Source organism: Niallia oryzisoli (genome assembly GCF_036670025.1).
GTDB lineage: Bacteria > Bacillota > Bacilli > Bacillales > Cytobacillaceae > Bacillus_BD > Bacillus_BD oryzisoli.
Genome location: NZ_CP137640.1, coordinates 2162931 through 2183142 on the forward strand (window position 1 = coordinate 2162931; position 20212 = coordinate 2183142).

At 37.6% G+C, this 20212-nt stretch carries 17 protein-coding genes and 1 pseudogene; 14 read left to right on the forward strand and 4 right to left on the reverse strand.

Features of this window, described 5'->3' with window-relative positions; translation table 11 throughout:
- The first annotated feature begins 71 nt into the window (after positions 1 to 71).
- From R4Z09_RS10905 to R4Z09_RS10935, 7 genes are all read left to right on the forward strand, one after another.
- A complete protein-coding gene (locus tag R4Z09_RS10905) occupies positions 72 to 581 on the forward strand; it encodes a TlpA disulfide reductase family protein (protein WP_338452339.1) in 510 nt (169 codons plus the stop codon).
- A gap of 265 nt (positions 582 to 846) precedes the next feature.
- Positions 847 to 978, forward strand: a complete 132-nt coding sequence (locus tag R4Z09_RS10910) for an FbpB family small basic protein (RefSeq protein WP_338452340.1) — start codon at positions 847 to 849, stop codon at positions 976 to 978.
- Positions 979 to 1118: 140 nt separating this feature from the next.
- The gene (locus tag R4Z09_RS10915) at positions 1119 to 1262 is read left to right on the forward strand and encodes an acid-soluble spore protein N (RefSeq protein WP_338452341.1); all 144 of its coding nucleotides are present in this window, start codon (positions 1119 to 1121) and stop codon (positions 1260 to 1262) included.
- A 163-nt stretch (positions 1263 to 1425) separates the two neighbouring features.
- Positions 1426 to 1647: a small acid-soluble spore protein Tlp gene (gene tlp / locus R4Z09_RS10920; protein WP_338452342.1), complete on the forward strand. Its 222-nt coding sequence runs from the start codon at positions 1426 to 1428 to the stop codon at positions 1645 to 1647.
- Between the two features lie 171 nt (positions 1648 to 1818).
- Positions 1819 to 4167, forward strand: a complete 2349-nt coding sequence (locus R4Z09_RS10925; RefSeq protein WP_338452343.1) for an AAA family ATPase — start codon at positions 1819 to 1821, stop codon at positions 4165 to 4167.
- A gap of 30 nt (positions 4168 to 4197) precedes the next feature.
- The gene (locus R4Z09_RS10930) at positions 4198 to 4614 is read left to right on the forward strand and encodes a thioesterase family protein (RefSeq protein WP_338452344.1); all 417 of its coding nucleotides are present in this window, start codon (positions 4198 to 4200) and stop codon (positions 4612 to 4614) included.
- Positions 4615 to 4646: 32 nt separating this feature from the next.
- Positions 4647 to 4940 carry a hypothetical protein gene (locus R4Z09_RS10935; protein ID WP_338452345.1) on the forward strand — a complete coding sequence of 98 codons (294 nt, stop codon included), beginning with the start codon at positions 4647 to 4649 and terminating at the stop codon, positions 4938 to 4940.
- 66 nt (positions 4941 to 5006) lie between these two features.
- On the opposite strand, the gene R4Z09_RS10940 is transcribed toward R4Z09_RS10935, so the two are convergent.
- The 4 genes from R4Z09_RS10940 to plsY form a co-directional block, all read right to left on the reverse strand.
- The gene (locus tag R4Z09_RS10940) at positions 5007 to 5783 is read right to left on the reverse strand and encodes a CPBP family intramembrane glutamic endopeptidase (RefSeq protein WP_338452346.1); all 777 of its coding nucleotides are present in this window, start codon (positions 5781 to 5783) and stop codon (positions 5007 to 5009) included.
- A gap of 427 nt (positions 5784 to 6210) precedes the next feature.
- On the reverse strand, positions 6211 to 6414 hold the full coding sequence (locus R4Z09_RS10945; protein WP_338452347.1) for a hypothetical protein: 204 nt from the start codon (positions 6412 to 6414) through the stop codon (positions 6211 to 6213).
- A gap of 175 nt (positions 6415 to 6589) precedes the next feature.
- Entirely contained in the window at positions 6590 to 7324 is a 735-nt protein-coding gene (locus R4Z09_RS10950) for an ATP-binding protein (RefSeq protein WP_338452348.1), read from the reverse strand.
- 278 nt (positions 7325 to 7602) lie between these two features.
- Positions 7603 to 8190, reverse strand: a complete 588-nt coding sequence (plsY, locus tag R4Z09_RS10955; RefSeq protein WP_338452349.1) for a glycerol-3-phosphate 1-O-acyltransferase PlsY — start codon at positions 8188 to 8190, stop codon at positions 7603 to 7605.
- A 190-nt stretch (positions 8191 to 8380) separates the two neighbouring features.
- Between plsY and R4Z09_RS10960 the strand changes: the two genes are divergently transcribed.
- From R4Z09_RS10960 to R4Z09_RS10990, 7 genes and pseudogenes are all read left to right on the forward strand, one after another.
- A complete protein-coding gene (locus tag R4Z09_RS10960; RefSeq protein ID WP_338452350.1) occupies positions 8381 to 10102 on the forward strand; it encodes a glycosyl hydrolase family 18 protein in 1722 nt (573 codons plus the stop codon).
- A 146-nt stretch (positions 10103 to 10248) separates the two neighbouring features.
- Positions 10249 to 10662 carry a CoA-binding protein gene (locus R4Z09_RS10965; RefSeq protein WP_338452351.1) on the forward strand — a complete coding sequence of 138 codons (414 nt, stop codon included), beginning with the start codon at positions 10249 to 10251 and terminating at the stop codon, positions 10660 to 10662.
- Between the two features lie 476 nt (positions 10663 to 11138).
- Positions 11139 to 13118 carry a DNA topoisomerase IV subunit B gene (gene parE / locus R4Z09_RS10970; protein ID WP_338452352.1) on the forward strand — a complete coding sequence of 660 codons (1980 nt, stop codon included), beginning with the start codon at positions 11139 to 11141 and terminating at the stop codon, positions 13116 to 13118.
- Positions 13115 to 15562 carry a DNA topoisomerase IV subunit A gene (gene parC, locus R4Z09_RS10975; RefSeq protein WP_338452353.1) on the forward strand — a complete coding sequence of 816 codons (2448 nt, stop codon included), beginning with the start codon at positions 13115 to 13117 and terminating at the stop codon, positions 15560 to 15562. The genes parE and parC overlap by 4 nt, the downstream gene beginning before the upstream one ends.
- A 115-nt stretch (positions 15563 to 15677) precedes the next feature.
- Positions 15678 to 16484: a hypothetical protein gene (locus R4Z09_RS10980; protein ID WP_338452354.1), complete on the forward strand. Its 807-nt coding sequence runs from the start codon at positions 15678 to 15680 to the stop codon at positions 16482 to 16484.
- Positions 16485 to 16577: 93 nt separating this feature from the next.
- Positions 16578 to 17540 carry a phosphoglycerate dehydrogenase gene (locus R4Z09_RS10985; protein ID WP_338452355.1) on the forward strand — a complete coding sequence of 321 codons (963 nt, stop codon included), beginning with the start codon at positions 16578 to 16580 and terminating at the stop codon, positions 17538 to 17540.
- 148 nt (positions 17541 to 17688) lie between these two features.
- A pseudogene (locus R4Z09_RS10990) lies at positions 17689 to 20117 on the forward strand (nitrate reductase subunit alpha); the annotation flags it as partial.
- Positions 20118 to 20212: the final 95 nt, after the last annotated feature.

A 20212-nucleotide genomic window follows, 5' to 3' on the forward strand; every position in this document is an offset into this window, starting at 1 on the left:
ATAATTTCATAATATTTTAATTTTGGGTTACAATATACATAATAATGGCTGGAAAACAAGGGGGATTTTTCATGGTTAAAAAGGTTGCAGCAGCTGTGCTCTTACTAGCAATGATGACTGTTGCGATTGTGCAGGCAATGGAAAAAGAAGAAAAGCCGGACAACCTTCCAGGGTTAAAAATTGGTGTCAAGGCACCTGATTTTGAAGTGAAAAATTTAGCTGGTGAAACCGTCAAACTATCAGATTTTCAAGGAAAAAAAGTCCTGTTAAACTTTTGGGCGACATGGTGTCCGCCTTGTAAGGAAGAAATGCCGGATATGGAAAAGTTTCATAAGCAAGCAGGAGACGATGTTGTGATCCTAGCTGTCAATATCGATCCTCAATACAATGTAAATAAATTTGTAACCGAGATGGGAATCACTTTCCCAATATTGCTTGATGAAAAGGATGAAGTGAATTCGATGTATCAGGTATTAACAATACCAACAACTTATTTTATTGATGAAAAAGGAATCATTCGCCATAAATATATTTCAGCTATGACTGAGGATATTATGAAACAATATGTTGATGAGATGTGAGGTTAAGAACACTGATTGATTGGATCAGTGTTTTTTTTTGCTAACTATTAATAGAATCTTCAAAAAAGGCGGTTGATAATAAAATAATTTTTCAGAAAATACTTTATTTTAAATAAACTTTTCGGAAGAAACATGTTATAATAAAAACAGAAAGAAAATTGTCGAAATCGCTCGTAAAAAGACTAATTTTCGAAAATTTGTAATAATTAGTCCGGATTCAGGACATAATAACCTTTACAATAGTAAATAAGGAGTGTGAAATATAATGAGAAAACCAAGAAAACGTTCTTTTTCAGAACTTGTTAATGAGAATAAACTTCAATTATTACGTGATCAAGCAGCGATCGAGAAAATTGAAGAAAGATTAGAAAAGAAACACTTGAGTAAAGCTGAATAGATTTCGACAAATACTGCTAACAGTCATTACCATTAATGAAACCTTTCATAGAGGGGATACTTTAACATGAGGAGCAACAGCAAATGAAGCGGCTGGTAATAGCATACTCATGAAAGAAAAGCTTCGAGGAGGGAATTCAAATGGGTAATCCAAAAAAAGATAGTAAACATCATGTTCCAGAGGCTTTAGGTACACAGCCAAGAGGCTTTGGTGGAAATAAAGGAAAGAAAATGCAAGATACATCTGGACAACATGCTCAAGTGATTCAAACTAAGGGTGAATAAATAAAAAGAAAAGAGAAATGCCTAAAAAGGTATTTCTCTTTTCTTTTGTTTACATAATAAATTTATGATAAACAAAATTTTGTTCGTTTATTTTGTTTATTTTTTCGTTAAGGAGACAAACTAACTCTGTACTTTTTAATCTTAAGATATGGAGGAATAAAAAATGACGTACAATAACCAACCAAAACCAGACGATCGCAGTGATAATGTCGAAAAACTTCAAGAAATGATTGTAAATACAATTGATAATATGCAAGAGGCTGAGGAAACGATGCAGAATGTAAGCGGCGAGGAGCGTGCGCAAATTGAAGCAAAAAATGATCGCCGCCGTGAAAGCATTGATGCCATGCGCTCAGAAATAAAGGATGAAAATGCTTCTCGTTAATTAGAGATATTAGTTTCTACAAAGTTCCACTGAAAGAGTTGATTCTTTCAGTGGAACTTAAATTTTATCCCCCAATTAAAACACCCGCTGACTATTCCCTTAAAAAAATATGGTAGAATAAGAAGGATTATTTTCAATCAAAATTATATAGATGAAAAAGAAGTGATGTAGATGGAAAGACTGCTGCAGCAGGAACGAGAACAGCTAGTACAGAAGGTACAAATCTGGGAACAAGAACTTCAGGAACGTGGATATACAGAAAATGAAGGCGATATTTTAAAATACCTGCAAAATATGGATTTGAAGGAAGCAAATAATCGGCTGCTGGCTTCACAACTGCTCACAATTCTGGCTTTGTCCGCATTTTCTAAAGGTAAAAAAGGCTCTGTTGTTCTGAATTGGATAGAAAAAGCGAAAGAATTGAACCCGGCAAATACCAGAGCTAACGAGTTTTTAGCCGCTTACGAATGGAAAAAAAGTAAATATTTATTAGAGCCATTAACCTTTCCTCCAATTAGGGAAACGGATAATCGTCAAGCAAAGAAACAAACAATAGAGATATATAAAGACATATGCGGGCAGTTTTTAACGATAGCAGAAGAGGCAATCGAAAAAATCACCTATTATACGCAGTCTGCGAAATACATAACAAATGCTGATACCCTTGATTTGTATGAAAAAATGAAGGATATTTTGGAGGAAGCGATCAAGGAAAGTGCCTCTTTATTAAAGGCAACAAACGAATATGATAGTTCTTTGGTGGGTACCTTTCATACAGCTGTGCATTTAGATGAAATGAAACAGCATCTTTCTGCTATTGAAGAAATAAAACGACAATGGTCTGCCTTGTTTATGGAAGAAGTAGAAGATAATAAAGAGGAAAACAGTTCATTAGAAGAGTTAAATAATATGATTGGACTTGAGGCTGTTAAAAGGAAACTAAATGATTTTTATCAGTTTTTTAAATACCAAAAAATCCGCAAGGAAAAAGGATTTCAGACTAAAGATGAGGTAAGTCTGAATATGATTCTGACGGGCAACCCAGGTACAGGGAAAACAACGCTTGCACGGTTATTTGCAAAAATCTATCATGAACTTCATGTTCTGCCCGGTAAAGAAGTGGTGGAAGTTGACCGCTCACAATTAGTCGGATCCTATGTAGGACAAACAGAGGAAAATGTGCGGAAGGCTGTTGAAAGAGCTCTCGGCGGCGTGCTGTTTATCGATGAAGCTTATAATTTAAAGAGAGAGGGCCAATCAGGGAATGATTATGGCCAAACGGCGATTGATACACTTGTTTCGTTAATGACCGGCAATGAATATGGCGGAAAGTTTGCGGTTATTCTTGCTGGTTATCCGGATGAAATGAGGCAATTCCTTGATGCCAATCCGGGTTTACGGAGCCGTTTTCCTATGTCGAATCATATCTCCTTACCAGACTATTCAAATGAAGAATTAATTATGATTGGAGAAATGATGGCCTCTGATAATGATTATATTCTTACGGACGAAGCGAAAATCGCTCTTGAGGAGCGGATTGAAAAAGAACGGGTGGATGATTCATTTGGGAATGCACGGACTGTTCGTCATTTGATTCTTGATGCGATTTTTCAAAAAGGATCCAGTCAGCCTGTCGAAGAAAAGGATGATATCCTACAGTTTTCATTATTAGACAAACATGATTTTCTGCAGCCAGAGTCAGAATTTAAGGAAGATCCAGAGCAAAAATTAACCGGCTTAGTGGGATTAGAAAATGTAAAGGATGAAGTTCGTTCAATTATTTCGTTTGTGAAAATGCAAAAACTGAGACGAGATCATGGTTTACCTGTTATACCCATTCAACTTCATTCTGTTTTTACCGGTAACCCAGGAACAGGAAAAACGACGGTAGCGAAAATCTATGCAGAACTCCTTAAAAATTGTGGTTTATTAAAAAGAGGTCATTTAATCGTAACAAGCCGTGCTGATTTTGTTGCTGGTTATGTTGGACAAACCGCTATAAAAACGAAACGAAAGATTAAAGATGCCCTTGGCGGGGTCTTGTTTATTGATGAAGCTTATTCGTTGCTGGGACAATCAAGCGGTGATTTTGGTAAAGAAGTGATTGATACTTTAGTAGACGAAATGACCAAGCATAATGAAAACCTTGTTGTTGTCCTTGCGGGTTATCCAAATGAAATGAATCTCCTCTTAGAAAGTAATCCGGGCTTACAATCACGATTTAAAAAATTTCTTCACTTTGAGGATTATTCAATAGAAGAATTATTGCAAATCATGAAATTATATGGAAAGCAATTTGATTTTCACCTGACAAAGGAAGCAGAACAATTTGTCCTTTCAGAGCTTCGTAATCATGTAATTGATGGAAATGGACGATTTGCAACTAATTTAATGAATGAGGCGATACAAGCTCAAGCACGTCGTTTAATTAGCCATGCTTCTCTTCCAAAACTTGAGGAAGCGATTGTGATTGAAAAGGAAGATGTAGAAACAGCGTTGGGTAAGTTAAGTAAAGAATAAAACATAAAACGAAGAAATGGAGAGGTAGAGATGTTTATTTCCACAAAAGAAATTCAACTTTTATATGCAGATACAGATATGATGGGTGTGATTTACCATGCGAATTATTTGAAGTGGTTTGAACTTGGGAGAACACAACTAATTGAAGATCTTGGCTTTAGCTATGTCGGAATGGAGGAGGCAGGGTATTTTGCACCTGTCTATGATGTGAACTGCACATACAAAAAGGCGATTAGATATGGTGAAAGAGCGTTTGTACACACATGGGTGGAATTAAATGATGGTTTAAAAACCGTATATGGATATTCAATTGTTAATGGCAATGATGAAGTATGTGCCGAAGGGAAAACAACACATATTGTTGTCAAAAAAGACAATTTCCGACCTGTTCAGTTTAAAAAGGCATTTCCTGAATGGTTTAAAAAATACGAGGAAGTAAAGAAATAGGTAAGAATAAATGAGGCCAGGGAGGAAGGGGAATGGCTTTTGGAATCAAGCGTCATGAGCTACTTGAATGGAAAAGGAATGTTGATAGAGGGGAGATTGCTTTTCTAACTCACTATTGGCTTGATAGCCGTTTCCCAGGATGTAAAACGGTCACAAAAGTAGGATGTAAGGATATTGAAAAGCTAATCAATTGGGGAAAACAGTACGGGCTGAAGGCGGAATGGATTGATAGACGAAAGAATCGCTACCCGCATTTTGATTTATTAGGTCAAAAGCAAAAAGAAATTTTAGAAAAAGAGGGATTAACAGAGCATCTTTGGTTGTAGGTGTTTAATAAATAATAAAGCAGGTGAGTGATCTCGCCTGCTTATTTACTATACTTAAATTTTTGCTTAAAAGAGTGAAAATGGTATGATTCCACTGACTATCATCCCGATAAAAATAAAAAAGTGACAGATGATGGATGGAACAAGCCTCTTATAGTAAATTGTTATCCATCCATATAAGAAACCGGATAATGCAAACACCAAACAAATTTCAATTGAATAGCCATACATGAGATAGGAACAACCATAAGCAATGCTTGAGAGGGTCAAGGCCATCCAATTATTCGTCAGACTTTGCATTGACTGCATCAATAGACTTCGCCATAGGATTTCTTCTATCATACTGCTGATTGCTGCATATAAAAGCATATAACCTACATACGAAAATGAAAAATGGTATAGGGCTAGTAAAAGAATCAATAGGGAAAGAGCCAGGATAATTAGTAAAAGAAAGATAGCTCTCCTATGTTTGTTTGAAACTTGTAAAATGGAAGTAGAATGGTGAAAGATGGTTATATTCTGCTTGAATTTATAACGAACATATATAATGCACAAAATAGGAAACAATAATAAAAGTTTTTCTGCTATATACACTGCATGTACAGGAAAGTTCATCTCGTTCAAAAAACGATTGGCATATAAATGAAGAAATTCACCGAAAAAATAAGCAATAGAAATCCAAACAAATACTCTTTGTTTTTCTTTCAAAAATGCAACAACAATAAGTAATGTGAATAGTATGAAAAATTCGATTGTAAGACGATTTAATTGAAAACTAACTAGTGCCACCATAAAAAGTAAGATAAAATAAAGATTACTTTGAAACAGTCTGAATTGCAGCAATGGGGGAGATCACCTCAACCTACTATTCTTAATCCATATTTTACCGTTGGATTGAAGGGATTAAAACCCCATATAAGGATAATTATTTTAAAACATGGCAGATAAAATTAAAAAAGGAGATGTTATTACATTGTTTAAAGTTACGGCAGCTGCTCTAACAGTATTGAATCAAGCAATAAAACAAGAACAAGAAGAAGAACAGGAAAAACTGTATGTCCGACTCTCCATGGGTATTGGCTGAGGCGGACCTCAACTTAAGCTGTCTCTGGAAGAGCGGCCTATTACTGGCGATCAAGTACAAACATTTGATCCTGTTGACATTCTAATCAATGAGAAAGACTTTATTTATTTTGATCATACAAAGCTGGACTACACAAAAGATGTATTAGGCAATGGGAAATTTCAGTTAATTAAGATATAGAGTGAGTTACTTCTCATTTGCTGAAAGAGACTGTTCCTGTTCCATGTTTTCAAAAAATGATATTAATTCATCAAAGTTATGAATGGTCGTTTCCGGTACTTGGTCTTCATTATTGTCTGAGCAGGAAAACAATTCTAGTAAAAATTCATCCTGTTCATCTGTTGTGTCTACTGATGTATAAAAAATATAATTTTTATCTTCTTTAATCATATGGATTACCTCCAATTGGTTTAAGTTGTATTTTTATTGTATATCAATTTTTCTTGATTTCTTTCCGAAATTATGGACATTTTTTAACATCAGCATTTTCATGACAATTAATTGAACAGTTAATGGAACGAAAAAAGAGAGTGTCTGAGGACACTCTCTTTTTTCGTTCCATTATTCAATGTAAAGGCAGTGCGATCGAAACTTTACTTCCTTTGTTCTGATCTGTGGAAATGGAAATATGACCTTGATAATGATCGATAATTTCTTTACAGACAGCTAGACCAATCCCCGTCCCCATTGTTTTTGTTGTATAAAAAGGCATAAAAAGCTGATTGATTGTATCATATGACATGCCACAGCCATTATCGATAATATGGATAAAAGCCTGATGATCCTTTATTTCTGTTCGAATATCAATATAACCTGCAGGATTATCACTTTCTTCGATTGCTTCGATGGCATTTTTTACGAGATTTATCAGAACTTGTTTTAATTCGTTTTTATCAATATACACTTGAATGTTCTCTTCTGATAAATGAGTATGCAGCTGTATATTTTTTACCTTTGATTCACTTTCGAAAAATTTAACAAGGGCCATGAGTTGTTCATTTAAAGAAAGTAATTCTTTCTTATGATGAATAGGCTTCATATCGTTCAAGAATTGATTAATAATGTCATTTACTCTATCAATCTCATCTAACGCAATCTCAGCATATTCTCCTCTGCCCATTTCACTTAGACTAGGCTTCAGCAGCTCAAGAAACCCTTTTATCGTTGTCAGCGGGTTGCGTATTTCATGTGCCAATCCGGCAGCATGCTTTCTTACATCAAATAACTGCTCTTTATCTAAGTTGGTTTCACCGATTTCAATTGTCAAAGATTCACGTTGGAAATCATTCGTCCTTATCATTGTTCAATCGCATCCTTTTTAAAAGAATTAATCCATTAGCTAAAAATCGATTAATAAACAGTATGACGAATACTGACAATTTATGATTAAAATATGTAGAATATAGTCAAAATAAGTCAAATTGATTACTTTTCTATAATGATACTAAATGACTGCATCATTATCAAATAGATAAAATGAATTATTTATCGGAAATAATGGTCGTAGATTATAGGGGAAATTAACTGTTTTTAGAAAAAGAAAAGTAAGTACATATATGTACTTACTTGATTTCTTTATTATCCAAGCCATTTTACTTTTGGCTCTGTTTTGTCCATAATTCGTTTAATATTGGCTCTATGTCGATAAACGACAAAAGAGACAAGGATGGCCACTACAATAATGAGTGGAATATCTTGTACAAAAATGGAATAAATCAACGCTACCAGCCCGCCAAACATAGAGGACAATGAAACATATTTTGTTATGTATAAACAAATGAAGAAACCGATGATCAAAATGATAAACATGAGTGGTGCATACCATAGTAAGACACCTGCAGAAGTCGCTACTGCTTTTCCGCCCCTAAAGCCTGCAAAGATAGGGTAGGTATGACCGATAACAGCAAAAATTCCAGCCAGTAAATAATGCATATCAGGCTGAATATAAAGAGGTAATGAAGCAGCAAGCGTTCCTTTTAAAATATCAGCGATCGTCACCATAAGGCCTGCTTTTACGCCTAAGACACGAAACGTATTAGTGCCTCCTAAATTACCGCTCCCATGCTGACGGATATCGACTCCATAAAACTTCTTTCCGATGATCAAGCCTGACGGAATGGATCCGATCAAATATGCAAGAATGACAATGATTCCGTATTCAAACATTCAAACTCTCCTTTTTTTCCGATGAATCAATACTAACAATAACAATGATGAATGCACATAGTTCATACCTATTTTACCATGTAATAATTAAAAGATTCCATTTACCAAATTATTTTATTTTTTTATTACATTTTCCTGCTTTTCAAGCTGGTGACATTTCGCTAGGATAATGATGAGGAGGAACGGCAAAATGTCAAATATCGTCTATAAAACTCGAAAAAATAACACGAAGAAAAGAATACTCCTAGGTTTAATAGGTATCATGCTGCTTATTATTTCTAGTAGTCTAATCATTTTATACCCTTTTGCATCAAAAGAAAAAGTGAATTATTTTAAAGGTGAAAACCCCATTTTATATAATGGGCAGCAGGAAGGTAATGCATTACGTGATGCTGAGGCGGTCTATATCCCGCTTACTTTTTTGAAGGAAAAAATAGATGACGATCTAATGTATGATGAAAAGTCTCATTCAGCCATTGTCACGACAAAGAGCAAAGTGATTCAAGTACCAATAGATTCCCTTGTCTATTATATTAATCAAAAGCCTGTTCCGTTGTCTTTGCCTGCTTTGAAGGAAAGTAATGGAGAGCTGTATGTGGCATTGACTCTTATTCTTGAACTCTATGAAGTCCAATCCTCCATATTACCGGAAACAAATGCCATCGAAATTGTGAGAAATGGGCAAAAGTTTGTGGAAGGCTTCATACAGTCAGGGAATGAAAATGAGGAAAAGCTGCGATTGAGAACAGAGCCAAAACTGCAGTCTCCTTATACAGGACAGGTAAATGATCAGGAAAACGTCAAAATAGAAAATGAGGATGAAGATTATTATTTTATCCGTAAGGAAAACGGAATTGCCGGCTATATTCCGAAACAATATGTAGAAAAAGGGCAAATAAATACAATCAAAATTGAAAAAGATTCTTCTGAAGCCGTAATCCCTATGTTTGATGGCCCGATTCACTTAACATGGGAAGCTGTATACACGAAAAATCCTAATCCTGCAATGATTCCTGAGATGCCGGGGGTAAATGTTGTTTCGCCAACCTGGTTTGAGTTAAGCGGAGCGGATGGGACCGTAAAAAATTTAGGTTCACAAGATTATGTCAACTGGGCAAAAAATAGAGGGTATCAGGTATGGGGGTTATTTTCGAACGCGTTTGATCCTGATCTTACGCATGAAGCTCTGCAACATTATGAAACTCGTCAAATCATCATACAGCAGCTGCTAGAGTACAGTAAAATGTATCATTTAGATGGGATCAACATTGATATTGAAAATGTTCGTGAAGAAGACGGGCCGATTGTTACGCAATTTGTACGGGAGGCAGCACCTTATTTCCATGAAGCAGGTTTAATTGTGTCCATGGATATTACGTTTATCACGACGGGAAATTGGTCTGCTTTTTATGAACGGGAAAGATTAGCTGAAGTCGTAGATTACTTGATAGTTATGGCCTATGATGAGCATTGGGGCTCTTCTCAAAAAGCTGGGAGTGTTGCGAGTCTTCCGTGGGTAGAAGAAAATCTCCAAAGACTTTTGCAAGAAGTGCCTAATGAAAAATTAATCCTTGGTGTACCATTATATACTCGGTTATGGGAAGAGAAAGCAACCGGTGAAGTTACATCCAAGGCTATGTCAATGTCTGAGGTAAAGGAATGGCTGTCATTAAATAGTGTGACTCCAAGCTATGATGAATCGAGCGGGCAAAACTATGCAGAAGTGATCGATCCTGCTACGAACTCTACCTATCGTATTTGGCTCGAAGACGATCTCTCGTTGAACAAGCGTGCGGATCTTGCCTTAAAATATGACTTAAAAGGGGTTGCCAGCTGGTCAAGAACATTTGCAGACGAGACAGCATGGTTATCACTATCTTTAGAAACGAAACCAATTGTACAAAATCAATAGCTTATGGAACAAGGGGAATTCGATTAAGTGAATTCCCTTATTAATTGCATATAATTATTGAATATTTCTATATTATGGTACACTTATAGAAGATTTGGAAATACTGTAATGGTGATTATGACTATTTAAAATCTGGAGGGATTATAATGGCAATTGAAAATCCAACAAGAGATGAAATCCGTGAAATTTTGAAAAAAGCAAAGCGTATTGCAGTAGTAGGATTAAGTGACAACCCAGAACGTACGTCCTATATGGTTTCGAAAGCGATGCAGGATGCTGGATATGAAATTATTCCAGTAAACCCAAAAGGGGTTGAGATCCTTGGGGTTCAATCTGTTAAAAGCTTAAAAGAGATCGAGGGACATGTGGATATCGTCAATGTATTTCGCCGTTCAGAGCATTTACCTGAAGTGGCAAGAGAATTTGATGAAATTGATGCAGATGTTTTTTGGGCTCAGCTGGGTCTTGAAAATGAGGAAGCCTATCAGTTTTTAAAAGAAAAAGGCTATACAGTAGTGATGGACCGCTGTATAAAAGTCGAGCATGCAATGACTAAATGATATTACTAAAAAGCATATACCAGTTAGCATTTCGGTGTATGCTTTTTTATTTTTGAAGTTTTTCTCTTCCTTCGTAAACCCCTTTAATATCAATATCTTGCAAAGGATTTTTCGCAGTCATTTTCCCCTCTTGTTTAAAAATCTAATTTGCCAAATTAAAATAAATCGATACAATAATACGTAGACTCTATGTTTAGATATGTTATGATAATGAAAGGAACGTTTGTTCTTTATGGGTCATTTACCATTGATTTAAGAGGTTATTTGGAATAAGTATGCATTTTTTTACATGATATGGTATATGTAAAAGTAATATCCTAGAATGATGAATAATAATCTTTTCTTGATTAGAAGAGGAAAATCCATTTTAAAAGAGAATACCATTAAAACAAACGTCTGAGATCAACAAACGTATATAAAGTAATTATATATCACACGTTAATCGGTCTTTGAATTGAAATGAAAGGGGAATGTTCGTGGCAAGAAATCAAGCGGCATTTGACTATAATGATGATGCCATTCAAGTCCTAGAAGGGCTTGAGGCTGTCCGTAAACGTCCGGGAATGTACATAGGAAGCACGGATTCCAGAGGGCTGCATCATCTAGTATATGAAATTGTAGATAATTCAGTAGATGAAGTGTTAGCCGGATATGGTGATCATATTATTGTCAAAATACACAAGGATAATTCGATCAGTGTCCAAGATAAAGGACGGGGAATGCCGACTGGTATGCATAAAATTGGCAAACCTACGCCTGAAGTCATTTTAACCATTCTCCATGCAGGCGGTAAGTTTGGTCAAGGAGGATATAAGACGAGCGGCGGTTTACACGGTGTGGGAGCATCCGTGGTAAATGCTCTATCAGAATGGCTCGTTGTGAAAATAAAGCGTGATGGTTTTATTTATGAACAGCGTTTTGAAAATGGGGGAAAGCCTGTTACAACATTAGAGAAAATGGGAAAAACCAATCAAACGGGTACGACTATCCACTTCAAACCAGATCCATTGATCTTTTCAACCACCACCTATAATTATGAAACACTCTGCGAACGCCTTCGAGAATCAGCTTTTCTATTAAAAGGTGTAAAAATAGAAGTTATTGATGAACGCAACGATTTCCATGATGTATTTCATTATGAAAATGGACTGGAAGCATTTGTCCAATATTTGAATGAGGAAAAAGATGTACTGCATCCAGTAATTAGTTTTGAAGGTGAGCAAAACGGAATTGAAGTCGATTTTGCCTTCCAATTTAATGATGGATACTCCGAAAATGTTCTGTCATTTGTTAATAATGTCCGGACAAAAGATGGAGGTACACACGAAGTTGGTTTACGGACTGCATTAACCCGCTCTGTTAATGACTATGCTCGGAAAGTAAATCTATTAAAAGAAAAAGATAAGAATTTAGACGGCTCCGATATAAGAGAAGGATTATCAGCGATCATTTCTGTCCGTATTCCAGAGGAAATGCTTCAATTTGAAGGACAGACAAAGGGAAAGCTTGGAACCAGTGAAGCCCGTTCTGCTGTAGATGCAGTTATTTCCGAGAATCTGACTTATTTTCTCGAAGAAAACCCTGATATTAGTACATTATTAGTCAAAAAATCAGTTAAAGCATTTCAAGCACGTGAAGCTGCACGTAAAGCGCGTGAAGAAGCACGAAGCGGAAAGAAACGGAAACGCTCAGAAGCGCTGCTTTCTGGAAAATTGACTCCTGCCCAATCTAGAAATCCACAAAAAAATGAATTGTATCTAGTTGAGGGAGATTCTGCAGGAGGATCGGCAAAACAAGGCCGTGACCGACGGTTCCAGGCTATATTGCCATTACGTGGAAAAGTCATTAACACGGAAAAAGCAAAGCTTTCCGATATCTTCAAAAATGAAGAAATTAATACCATTATTCATACGATTGGTGCCGGTGTCGGGGCAGACTTTCAAATTGAAGATGTGAACTACGATAAAGTGATTATTATGACCGATGCCGATACAGACGGTGCACATATTCAGGTACTGCTATTAACTTTCTTTTACCGTTATATGAAACCTTTAATTGAGGCTGGTAAGGTATATATCGCTTTACCGCCGCTCTATAAAGTAAGTAAGGGTGCCGGAAAGAAAGAAGTCATTGAATATGCCTGGAGTGATGATGACCTTCAAGATACCATCAAAAAGGTCGGAAAAGGGTATATCTTACAGCGTTATAAAGGGCTTGGGGAAATGAATGCCGATCAGCTGTGGGATACAACAATGAATCCAGAGACGAGAACATTAATCCGCGTTCGGATAGACGATTTGGCCCGTGCAGAGCGGAGAGTGACAACGCTGATGGGTGATAAAGTTGAACCGCGGCGTAAATGGATTGAATCCAATGTAGCGTTTGGTTTGGAAGAAGACGGCAGCATACTTGAAAATGAGAACATCTCGGTTTTAGAGGAGGTTGATCCCTCGTGAGTTCAGTAGAAAAATTTCATGATTTGCCATTAGAAGAGGTAATTGGTGATCGCTTCGGCCGATATAGTAAATATATCATTCAAGATCGCGCACTACCTGATGCACGTGATGGATTGAAACCTGTTCAGCGTCGTATTCTTTATGCTATGCATGTCGAAGGAAATACACATGAAAAAAACTTCCGGAAATCAGCCAAAACTGTCGGAAATGTTATTGGTAACTATCACCCGCATGGTGATTCATCTGTATATGATGCAATGGTTCGGATGAGCCAGGATTGGAAGGTTCGAAATGTACTGATTGAAATGCATGGAAATAACGGAAGTGTTGACGGTGACCCGCCGGCTGCGATGCGTTATACAGAAGCAAGGCTGTCAGCCATTTCTTCTGAGCTTTTACGTGATATCGATAAAAGAACCGTTGATTTAGTGCCAAACTTTGATGACACATCAAATGAACCAACTGTATTACCGGCAGCATTTCCGAATCTGCTTGTAAATGGGTCAACAGGTATTTCTGCCGGTTATGCAACAGAAATACCTCCTCATCACCTTGGTGAAGTCATTGATGCGGTCATTTATCGCATGGATAAGCCTGCTTGTTCAGTAGATGAATTAATGGAATTTGTAAAAGGTCCCGATTTTCCAACAGGTGGAATTATTCAAGGTATTGATGGAATTAAAAAAGCCTATGAAACAGGAAAAGGGAAGGTCATTGTCCGTGGTAAAACAGAGTTTGAAACGATTCGCGGCGGTAAGCAGCAGATTGTCATTACCGAGATTCCTTATGAAGTGAACAAGGCAAATTTAGTTAAGAGAATTGATGAGTTTCGTCTAGATCGAAAGGTTGAGGGAATTGCAGAGGTCCGTGATGAAACCGATCGAACAGGCCTGCGAATTGTGATTGAACTGAAAAAAGAAGCGGATGGGGAAGGCGTATTAAATTATCTGTTTAAAAATAGTGATTTACAGATCACCTACAATTTCAATATGGTTGCCATTCATAATAAGCGGCCAAAATTAATGGGCCTCCGCGAAATGCTTGATGCATATATAGGCCACCGTAAAGAGATTGTAACAAGACGTTCAGAATATGATCTCTTAAAAGCAAGAGACCGTTCCCATATTGTAGAAGGTTTAATGAAGGCCCTATCTATTTTAGATGAAGTGATTGCTACCATCCGGGCATCAAAGGATAAACGTGATGCCAAGAATAATTTGATGGAAAAATTTCAATTCAGTGAGCCTCAGGCTGAAGCAATTGTTTCTCTACAACTCTATCGTTTAACGAACACAGATATTACTGCATTAAGAGCAGAAGCTGAAGAATTAGCTAAGCAAATTGAGGAATTAACAGCTATTCTTAGCAGCGAGAGAAAGCTCTTGTCTGTTATTAAAAAAGAATTAAAGGATGTCCAAAAACGATTTATCGATCCTAGAAGAACGAAAATCGAAGCAGAAATTGAAGAAATTAAAATTAATCTTGAAGTGCTGATTGCCAGTGAAGATGTGATCGTAACCGTTACAAAAGAAGGTTATGTGAAGCGAACAAGTCAGCGTTCATATGCTGCATCAAATGGGCAGGATTTTGGCATGAAGGATTCAGACAGGCTTATCGCCCAGCTCGATATGAATACGACAAATGTGTTATTACTATTCACAAACAAAGGGAATTACCTATTCTGTCCTGTACATGAGCTTCCAGATATTCGCTGGAAGGATGTTGGCCAGCATGTTGCTAATATTATTCCGATTGAACGGGATGAGTTCATTATTGCGGCTATTCCGGTAAAGGATTTTGAATCAGAAGACTATCTGTTATTTGTTACGAAAAATGGAATGGTTAAGAAAACAGAGTTAAAGCAATATCATGCCCAGCGCCGTTCTAAGTCACTCGTAGCAATTAATTTAAAAGGTGACGATGAGGTCATCGATGTGCATGTAACGGATGGTATAAAAGAGCTTTTCTTAACGACCTATTATGGTTATGCACTATGGTTTAATGAAGAGGAAGTTAGCCCAATTGGTGTCCGTGCAGCAGGTGTCAAAGGGATTAATTTAAAAGACGGTGATTATGTTACCGGCGGGAAAATAAAGTCCAGTGAAGAACAGCCTGCCGTTGTCATTGTGACTCAGCGTGGTTCCGTTAAAAAAATGAAATTGAGTGAGTTTGAATTAACTTCACGAGCAAAACGTGGCGTGGTTATTTTACGAGAGCTTAAAACAAATCCACATTATGTAATTGGTTTTGTGTTTGTCAACGAGCAAGACATCATTCTGATTGAAACAGAAAAAGGAAGCATTGAGCAAACGAATACGTCAACTCTTCGTTTCAATGACCGTTATTCAAATGGTTCCTTCTTATTTGACGTAGAGAAAGAAGGAAAGGCAATAAATATTTGGAAACTTGAGCACAAGGAAGAAACAGCACCTGAAGAGCAATAAAATAAATATTTATTCCTGAGAACCCTCCTGTAAAATTGCAGGAGGGTTTTCTACATCTTTTTACCAGTTTTGGACACAATAGCTAATAGAATCCATCGCGAAGGAGGACCAATAGATGAAAAAAGAATTCGGATTGGTTTTATTAGCATTGTTCTTTTTGTCATTGAATGCCATAACTGGTGCGTATGCTGTTGAGGGGGAAAAAGAACAAGCCCCGGTTGGAACTAGTTCTGTCGATAAACCAATGAATTTATTGAAAGAAGAAATGGATGTTTCAGGTGATGGGAAGCCAGATTCCATTGAAATAAACGGAATACCGTATGAAGAAGGAAGTTCTTTTTTGAAGGAAATCAATTTGGAAATCACGGGTTCAAATGGAAAAAACTACAAAGCGGAATTGGACAGTGGCTTTGATCCAGAATTAAAGTTTGTTGATCTTAACCATGATGGAATACAAGATATGTATATTGCCATTCCAACCGGCAGCAGTGGTGGAATTGCCAATCACTTTTTATATACCTTAAAAGACTTTACATTAACGGATATTGGTGTCCCTGATCCGCTGATGATTACAAGCGGGTTCCAGGATGGTTATAAAGCGATCATGACGATTGATAATACCGGTCAAACGTACAATTTTAATTTAATCAGCCGGAAAAAGGATTATGATCGATTAGGCCTTTATGTTAGCGGGAAATTAAATGAGCCTAGAGAGCTGATGGTTGATCCATACAGTTCATTAAAGCCATCCATAGTAAAGGATAAATTATTTGGATTAAAAGGAGTTCAGCAAATAAGCGGGGCATACCATGCAGACGGCATAGCATTTGTGGAATCGAAGTGGATATTCGAAAATGGAAAATGGACCTTGCTTGATACAAAGGTCATAGAGAGAAGTAAAAAGGCAAAAAAGAGCAAGTAAATAAACGGTTTTATAAGAAGTAGTATCTTTGCAATAAGGATATTACTTCTTGGTTTATTTAGAAGAGAAGAATGAAAGGAAATGGGAGAGTCTATGAAAATATTATTTATGATTCGTGATCCCTTTATGAATGCCTATCCAAAGCTGATTGAAGAGGCAAAAGCTATAGCAGAACAAGTAAAGGTATTATGTACTGACAATGGAATCAGCAAAGAGGAGCTATTAAAGGAAGTTAGGGATGTAGCCATCATTGTCGTTGCCATAGTGAAAATAGACCGTGAAGTAATTGATGCAGCACCTCAATTAAAGTATATCATCAAGTTTGGAGCGGGCTATGATAATATCGATGTCGAATATGCATATCAAAAGGGCATTCCCGTCACAAATGCACCAGGACTTAATGCAGAATCTGTTGCCGATCATGCTTTTGGACTGATGCTGGCTGCATCACGAAACATCCCGCAGAAAGATCAGGAAATCAAATCCCATCATTGGGAACTTTCCGTTGGTCATGAAATCTATGGAAAACAGCTTGGAATTGTCGGTTTTGGCTCGATCGGAAAAGCTATTGCGAAACGAGCAGTTGGCTTCGATATGGAAATCCTTGCTTTTGGACATTACAAGGATTTGGATGCCGCCCAAAAATGGAATGTGACGTTTGTAGAGAAAGAGGAGCTTTTTGCAGCCTGCGATTACATTATTATTTGTACTTCACTGACCGATCAGAATCGTAAAATGGTGAATAAAGGGCTGTTAGACCTAATGAAACCAACCGCTTTTATCATCAATATTTCCCGTGGCGGGCTGATTAATGAAGAAGATCTGATTCAAGCCTTGAAACAACAAAAGATAAAAGGTGCAGCATTGGATGTATTCGCTTTAGAACCGCCCAAAAATGAATTAACCTTGCTGCCTAATGTTGTGGCTACTTCCCATATTGGTGGATCAACCTATGAGTCTATTGAAAGAATTGGAATCCTAACGATACAAAACATAAAAAGATTTTTAGTAAATGAAGCATTAGAATATGTTGTAACACCTATTACCAAAAAATAATCTATTCTATTTATAAAAGGCTTCCTTATATAAGGGTGCTTTTTTTATTCAAAAATATAGGAAATAGAAATTGTGTCAATATTTCTCAGTATTTTTACATAATAAATCAAAAACTGTGAAAGATATGCAAGGATAGGGAAATTCTACCATGAGGGAAGTAAAAAGATGCGTAAAAAAATTCTCGCAGTTACTGAAGAAGCTGACGTACTTTGGCAAAACGCAGGATTTAACAGAACACAGTGTTCTTCAGGGAGCAAGTCGGGAAACAGAAAAATACTACCGAAATCGGTGGCAGCACGATAAAATTGTTCGCTCTACGCATGGGGTAAACTGTACCGGTTCATGCAGCTGGAAAATCCATGTGTAGGATGGCATTATCACATGGGAAACCCAGCAAACCGATTACCCTACAACAGGCCCTGATATGCCGGAATATGAACCGCGGGGCTGTCAGCGCGGGGCAACATTCTCTTGGTATACATACAGTCCTCTTCGTGTCAGATACCCATATGTCAGAGGGGATTTGATGCGAATCTGGAAAGAAGTACGAAATAAAATAAATGATCCCGTTCAAGCCTTGGAAATCGATTATGGAGGATCAGGAGAAACGTAAAGAATATAAAAGAGCTAGAGGAAAAGGCGGATTTGTCCGTTCAAATTGGGATGAAGTGTATGAGCTGATCTGCGCCAAATTAATCAATACCCTTCAGGAATATGGACCAGACCGAATTGCCGGTTTTTCACCGATTCCAGCCATGTCGATGGTCAGTCATGCAAGCGGATCCCGTTTCATTAATTTACTCGGCGGAACGATGCTCAGCTTCTATGATTGGTATGCAGATTTGCCACCATCATTACCATAGGTTTGGGGTGAACAGACCGACGTACCAGAGACATCTGACTGGTATAACTCATCTTATTTACTTGTTTGGGGATCAAACGTACCACAAACCAGGACACCTGATGCACATTTCCTTACAGAGGTTCGCTACAAAGGAACGAAGGTTGTCTGCATCGCTCCTGATTATGCGGAATATGTTAAATTCGCTGATCAATGGCTACCGGTACAAGCTGAAATGGATGGAGCGCTGGCAATGGGGATGACCCATGTCATATTGAAAGAATTTTATGTTGACCAGCAAACACCGTTTTTTGAGGAATATGTTAAGCAGTACACAGACCTGCCATACTTGATTACCTTAAAGAAAGACGGAGTGCATTATACTGCCGCCCGGTTTTTACGTGCAAGTGACATTGGAATGGAGCTTGAGTACAAGGATTGGAAGACGAACGTTTATGATAAACAATCAGGGTAGCTAGCTGCTCCTAATGGCAGTATCAGCCATCGCTGGGAAAATAAAGGCCAATGGAATCTTGAAATGAAAGATTCTGATAACAGCTTACAGGGATTGGACCCAGCTCTAACCATGCTCGGAATGGAAGATGAAACAGGTATTTTACAAGTACCTTATTTTGGTACTGAGACCAATGAAATTTTAAAGCGCGGGGTACCGATTAAAAAACTTGAACATAATGGTGAAACCATTTATGTAACGACTGTATTTGATGTCCTGATGGCACAGACCGGTGTGAAACGCGGAAATTTACCTAGTGATTATCCCCTGGATTATGATGATCCAAAACCGCATACCCCAGCCTGGCAGGAAACCATCAGTGGAATTGACAGGAAAGTTTGTGCACAAATTGCCCGCGAATTTGCCCAAAATGCGATTGATTCAGGTGGAAGATCGATGATTATTATGGGGGCCGGGATCAACCATTGGTATCATTCTGATAGCGATTAGTCGTGCCATTCTAAATATGGTTCTCCTTACAGGCTGTGAAGGGGTAAACGGAGGAGGCTGGGCCCATTATGTCGGTCAGGAGAAGGTGCGCCCGCTTGAAGGCTGGCAGACGATTGCCATGGCCAGGGATTGGGGCGGACCGCCGCGGCTTCAAAATGCAACCTCTTTCTTTTATTTTGTAACGGAGCAGTGGAGCTACGATGATCAGCGCCCAGCTGAGCATATTTCACCACTTTATGAGAAGCCGCGCTTGAACAATATGGCAGACTATAATGCATTAGCCGTAAGACTTGGCTAGGTGGCTGCCTATCCACAGTTTAATGCTAATTCATTAAAACTGTATGATCAGGCAAATGCCCAAAATAATGATGAGGCCATAAACTATGTAGTTAATCAGATAAAAAATGGCTCCTTAAAGTTTTCTGTTGAGGAACCAAGTAATCCTGTGAATTTCCCTCGGACCATTTTCGTATGGAGAGCCAATCTAATCAGCAGTTCAGCAAAAGGACATGAATATTTTCTAAAGTACATGCTTGGAACACATAATGGTTTATTGGCTGAGCCTTATAAAGATCTTGGCTGTACAGAAGTAGATGAGAGTATTCCGATTCCTGATGAAGGGAAGCTCGATCTTTTAATTGATTTGAATTTCCGTATGTCCGGAACAGGTATGTATGCAGATATCATTCCAGCTGCAACATGGTATGAAAAGTATGAAATCTGTTCATCTGATACACATCCGTTTATACATCCATTTAATCCGGCTTTTACACCGCCATGGGAAAGCCGAACAGATTGGAATATTTTCAAAAAATTAGCCCACACCTTTAGTCCCGTAATAGCGATAAAAGCAGGATTGACCCTTTG

Bases quoted from the DNA above. Each gene is read 5' to 3' on its own strand.
- R4Z09_RS10905 (WP_338452339.1), top strand. From the start codon at position 72: ATGGTTAAAAAGGTTGCAGCAGCTGTGCTCTTACTAGCAATGATGACT.
- R4Z09_RS10910 (WP_338452340.1), top strand. From the start codon at position 847: ATGAGAAAACCAAGAAAACGTTCTTTTTCAGAACTTGTTAATGAGAAT.
- R4Z09_RS10915 (WP_338452341.1), top strand. From the start codon at position 1,119: ATGGGTAATCCAAAAAAAGATAGTAAACATCATGTTCCAGAGGCTTTA.
- tlp (WP_338452342.1), top strand. From the start codon at position 1,426: ATGACGTACAATAACCAACCAAAACCAGACGATCGCAGTGATAATGTC.
- R4Z09_RS10925 (WP_338452343.1), top strand. From the start codon at position 1,819: ATGGAAAGACTGCTGCAGCAGGAACGAGAACAGCTAGTACAGAAGGTA.
- R4Z09_RS10930 (WP_338452344.1), top strand. From the start codon at position 4,198: ATGTTTATTTCCACAAAAGAAATTCAACTTTTATATGCAGATACAGAT.
- R4Z09_RS10935 (WP_338452345.1), top strand. From the start codon at position 4,647: ATGGCTTTTGGAATCAAGCGTCATGAGCTACTTGAATGGAAAAGGAAT.
- R4Z09_RS10945 (WP_338452347.1), bottom strand. From the start codon at position 6,414: ATGATTAAAGAAGATAAAAATTATATTTTTTATACATCAGTAGACACA.
- R4Z09_RS10950 (WP_338452348.1), bottom strand. From the start codon at position 7,324: ATGATAAGGACGAATGATTTCCAACGTGAATCTTTGACAATTGAAATC.
- plsY (WP_338452349.1), bottom strand. From the start codon at position 8,190: ATGTTTGAATACGGAATCATTGTCATTCTTGCATATTTGATCGGATCC.
- R4Z09_RS10960 (WP_338452350.1), top strand. From the start codon at position 8,381: ATGTCAAATATCGTCTATAAAACTCGAAAAAATAACACGAAGAAAAGA.
- R4Z09_RS10965 (WP_338452351.1), top strand. From the start codon at position 10,249: ATGGCAATTGAAAATCCAACAAGAGATGAAATCCGTGAAATTTTGAAA.
- R4Z09_RS10980 (WP_338452354.1), top strand. From the start codon at position 15,678: ATGAAAAAAGAATTCGGATTGGTTTTATTAGCATTGTTCTTTTTGTCA.
- R4Z09_RS10985 (WP_338452355.1), top strand. From the start codon at position 16,578: ATGAAAATATTATTTATGATTCGTGATCCCTTTATGAATGCCTATCCA.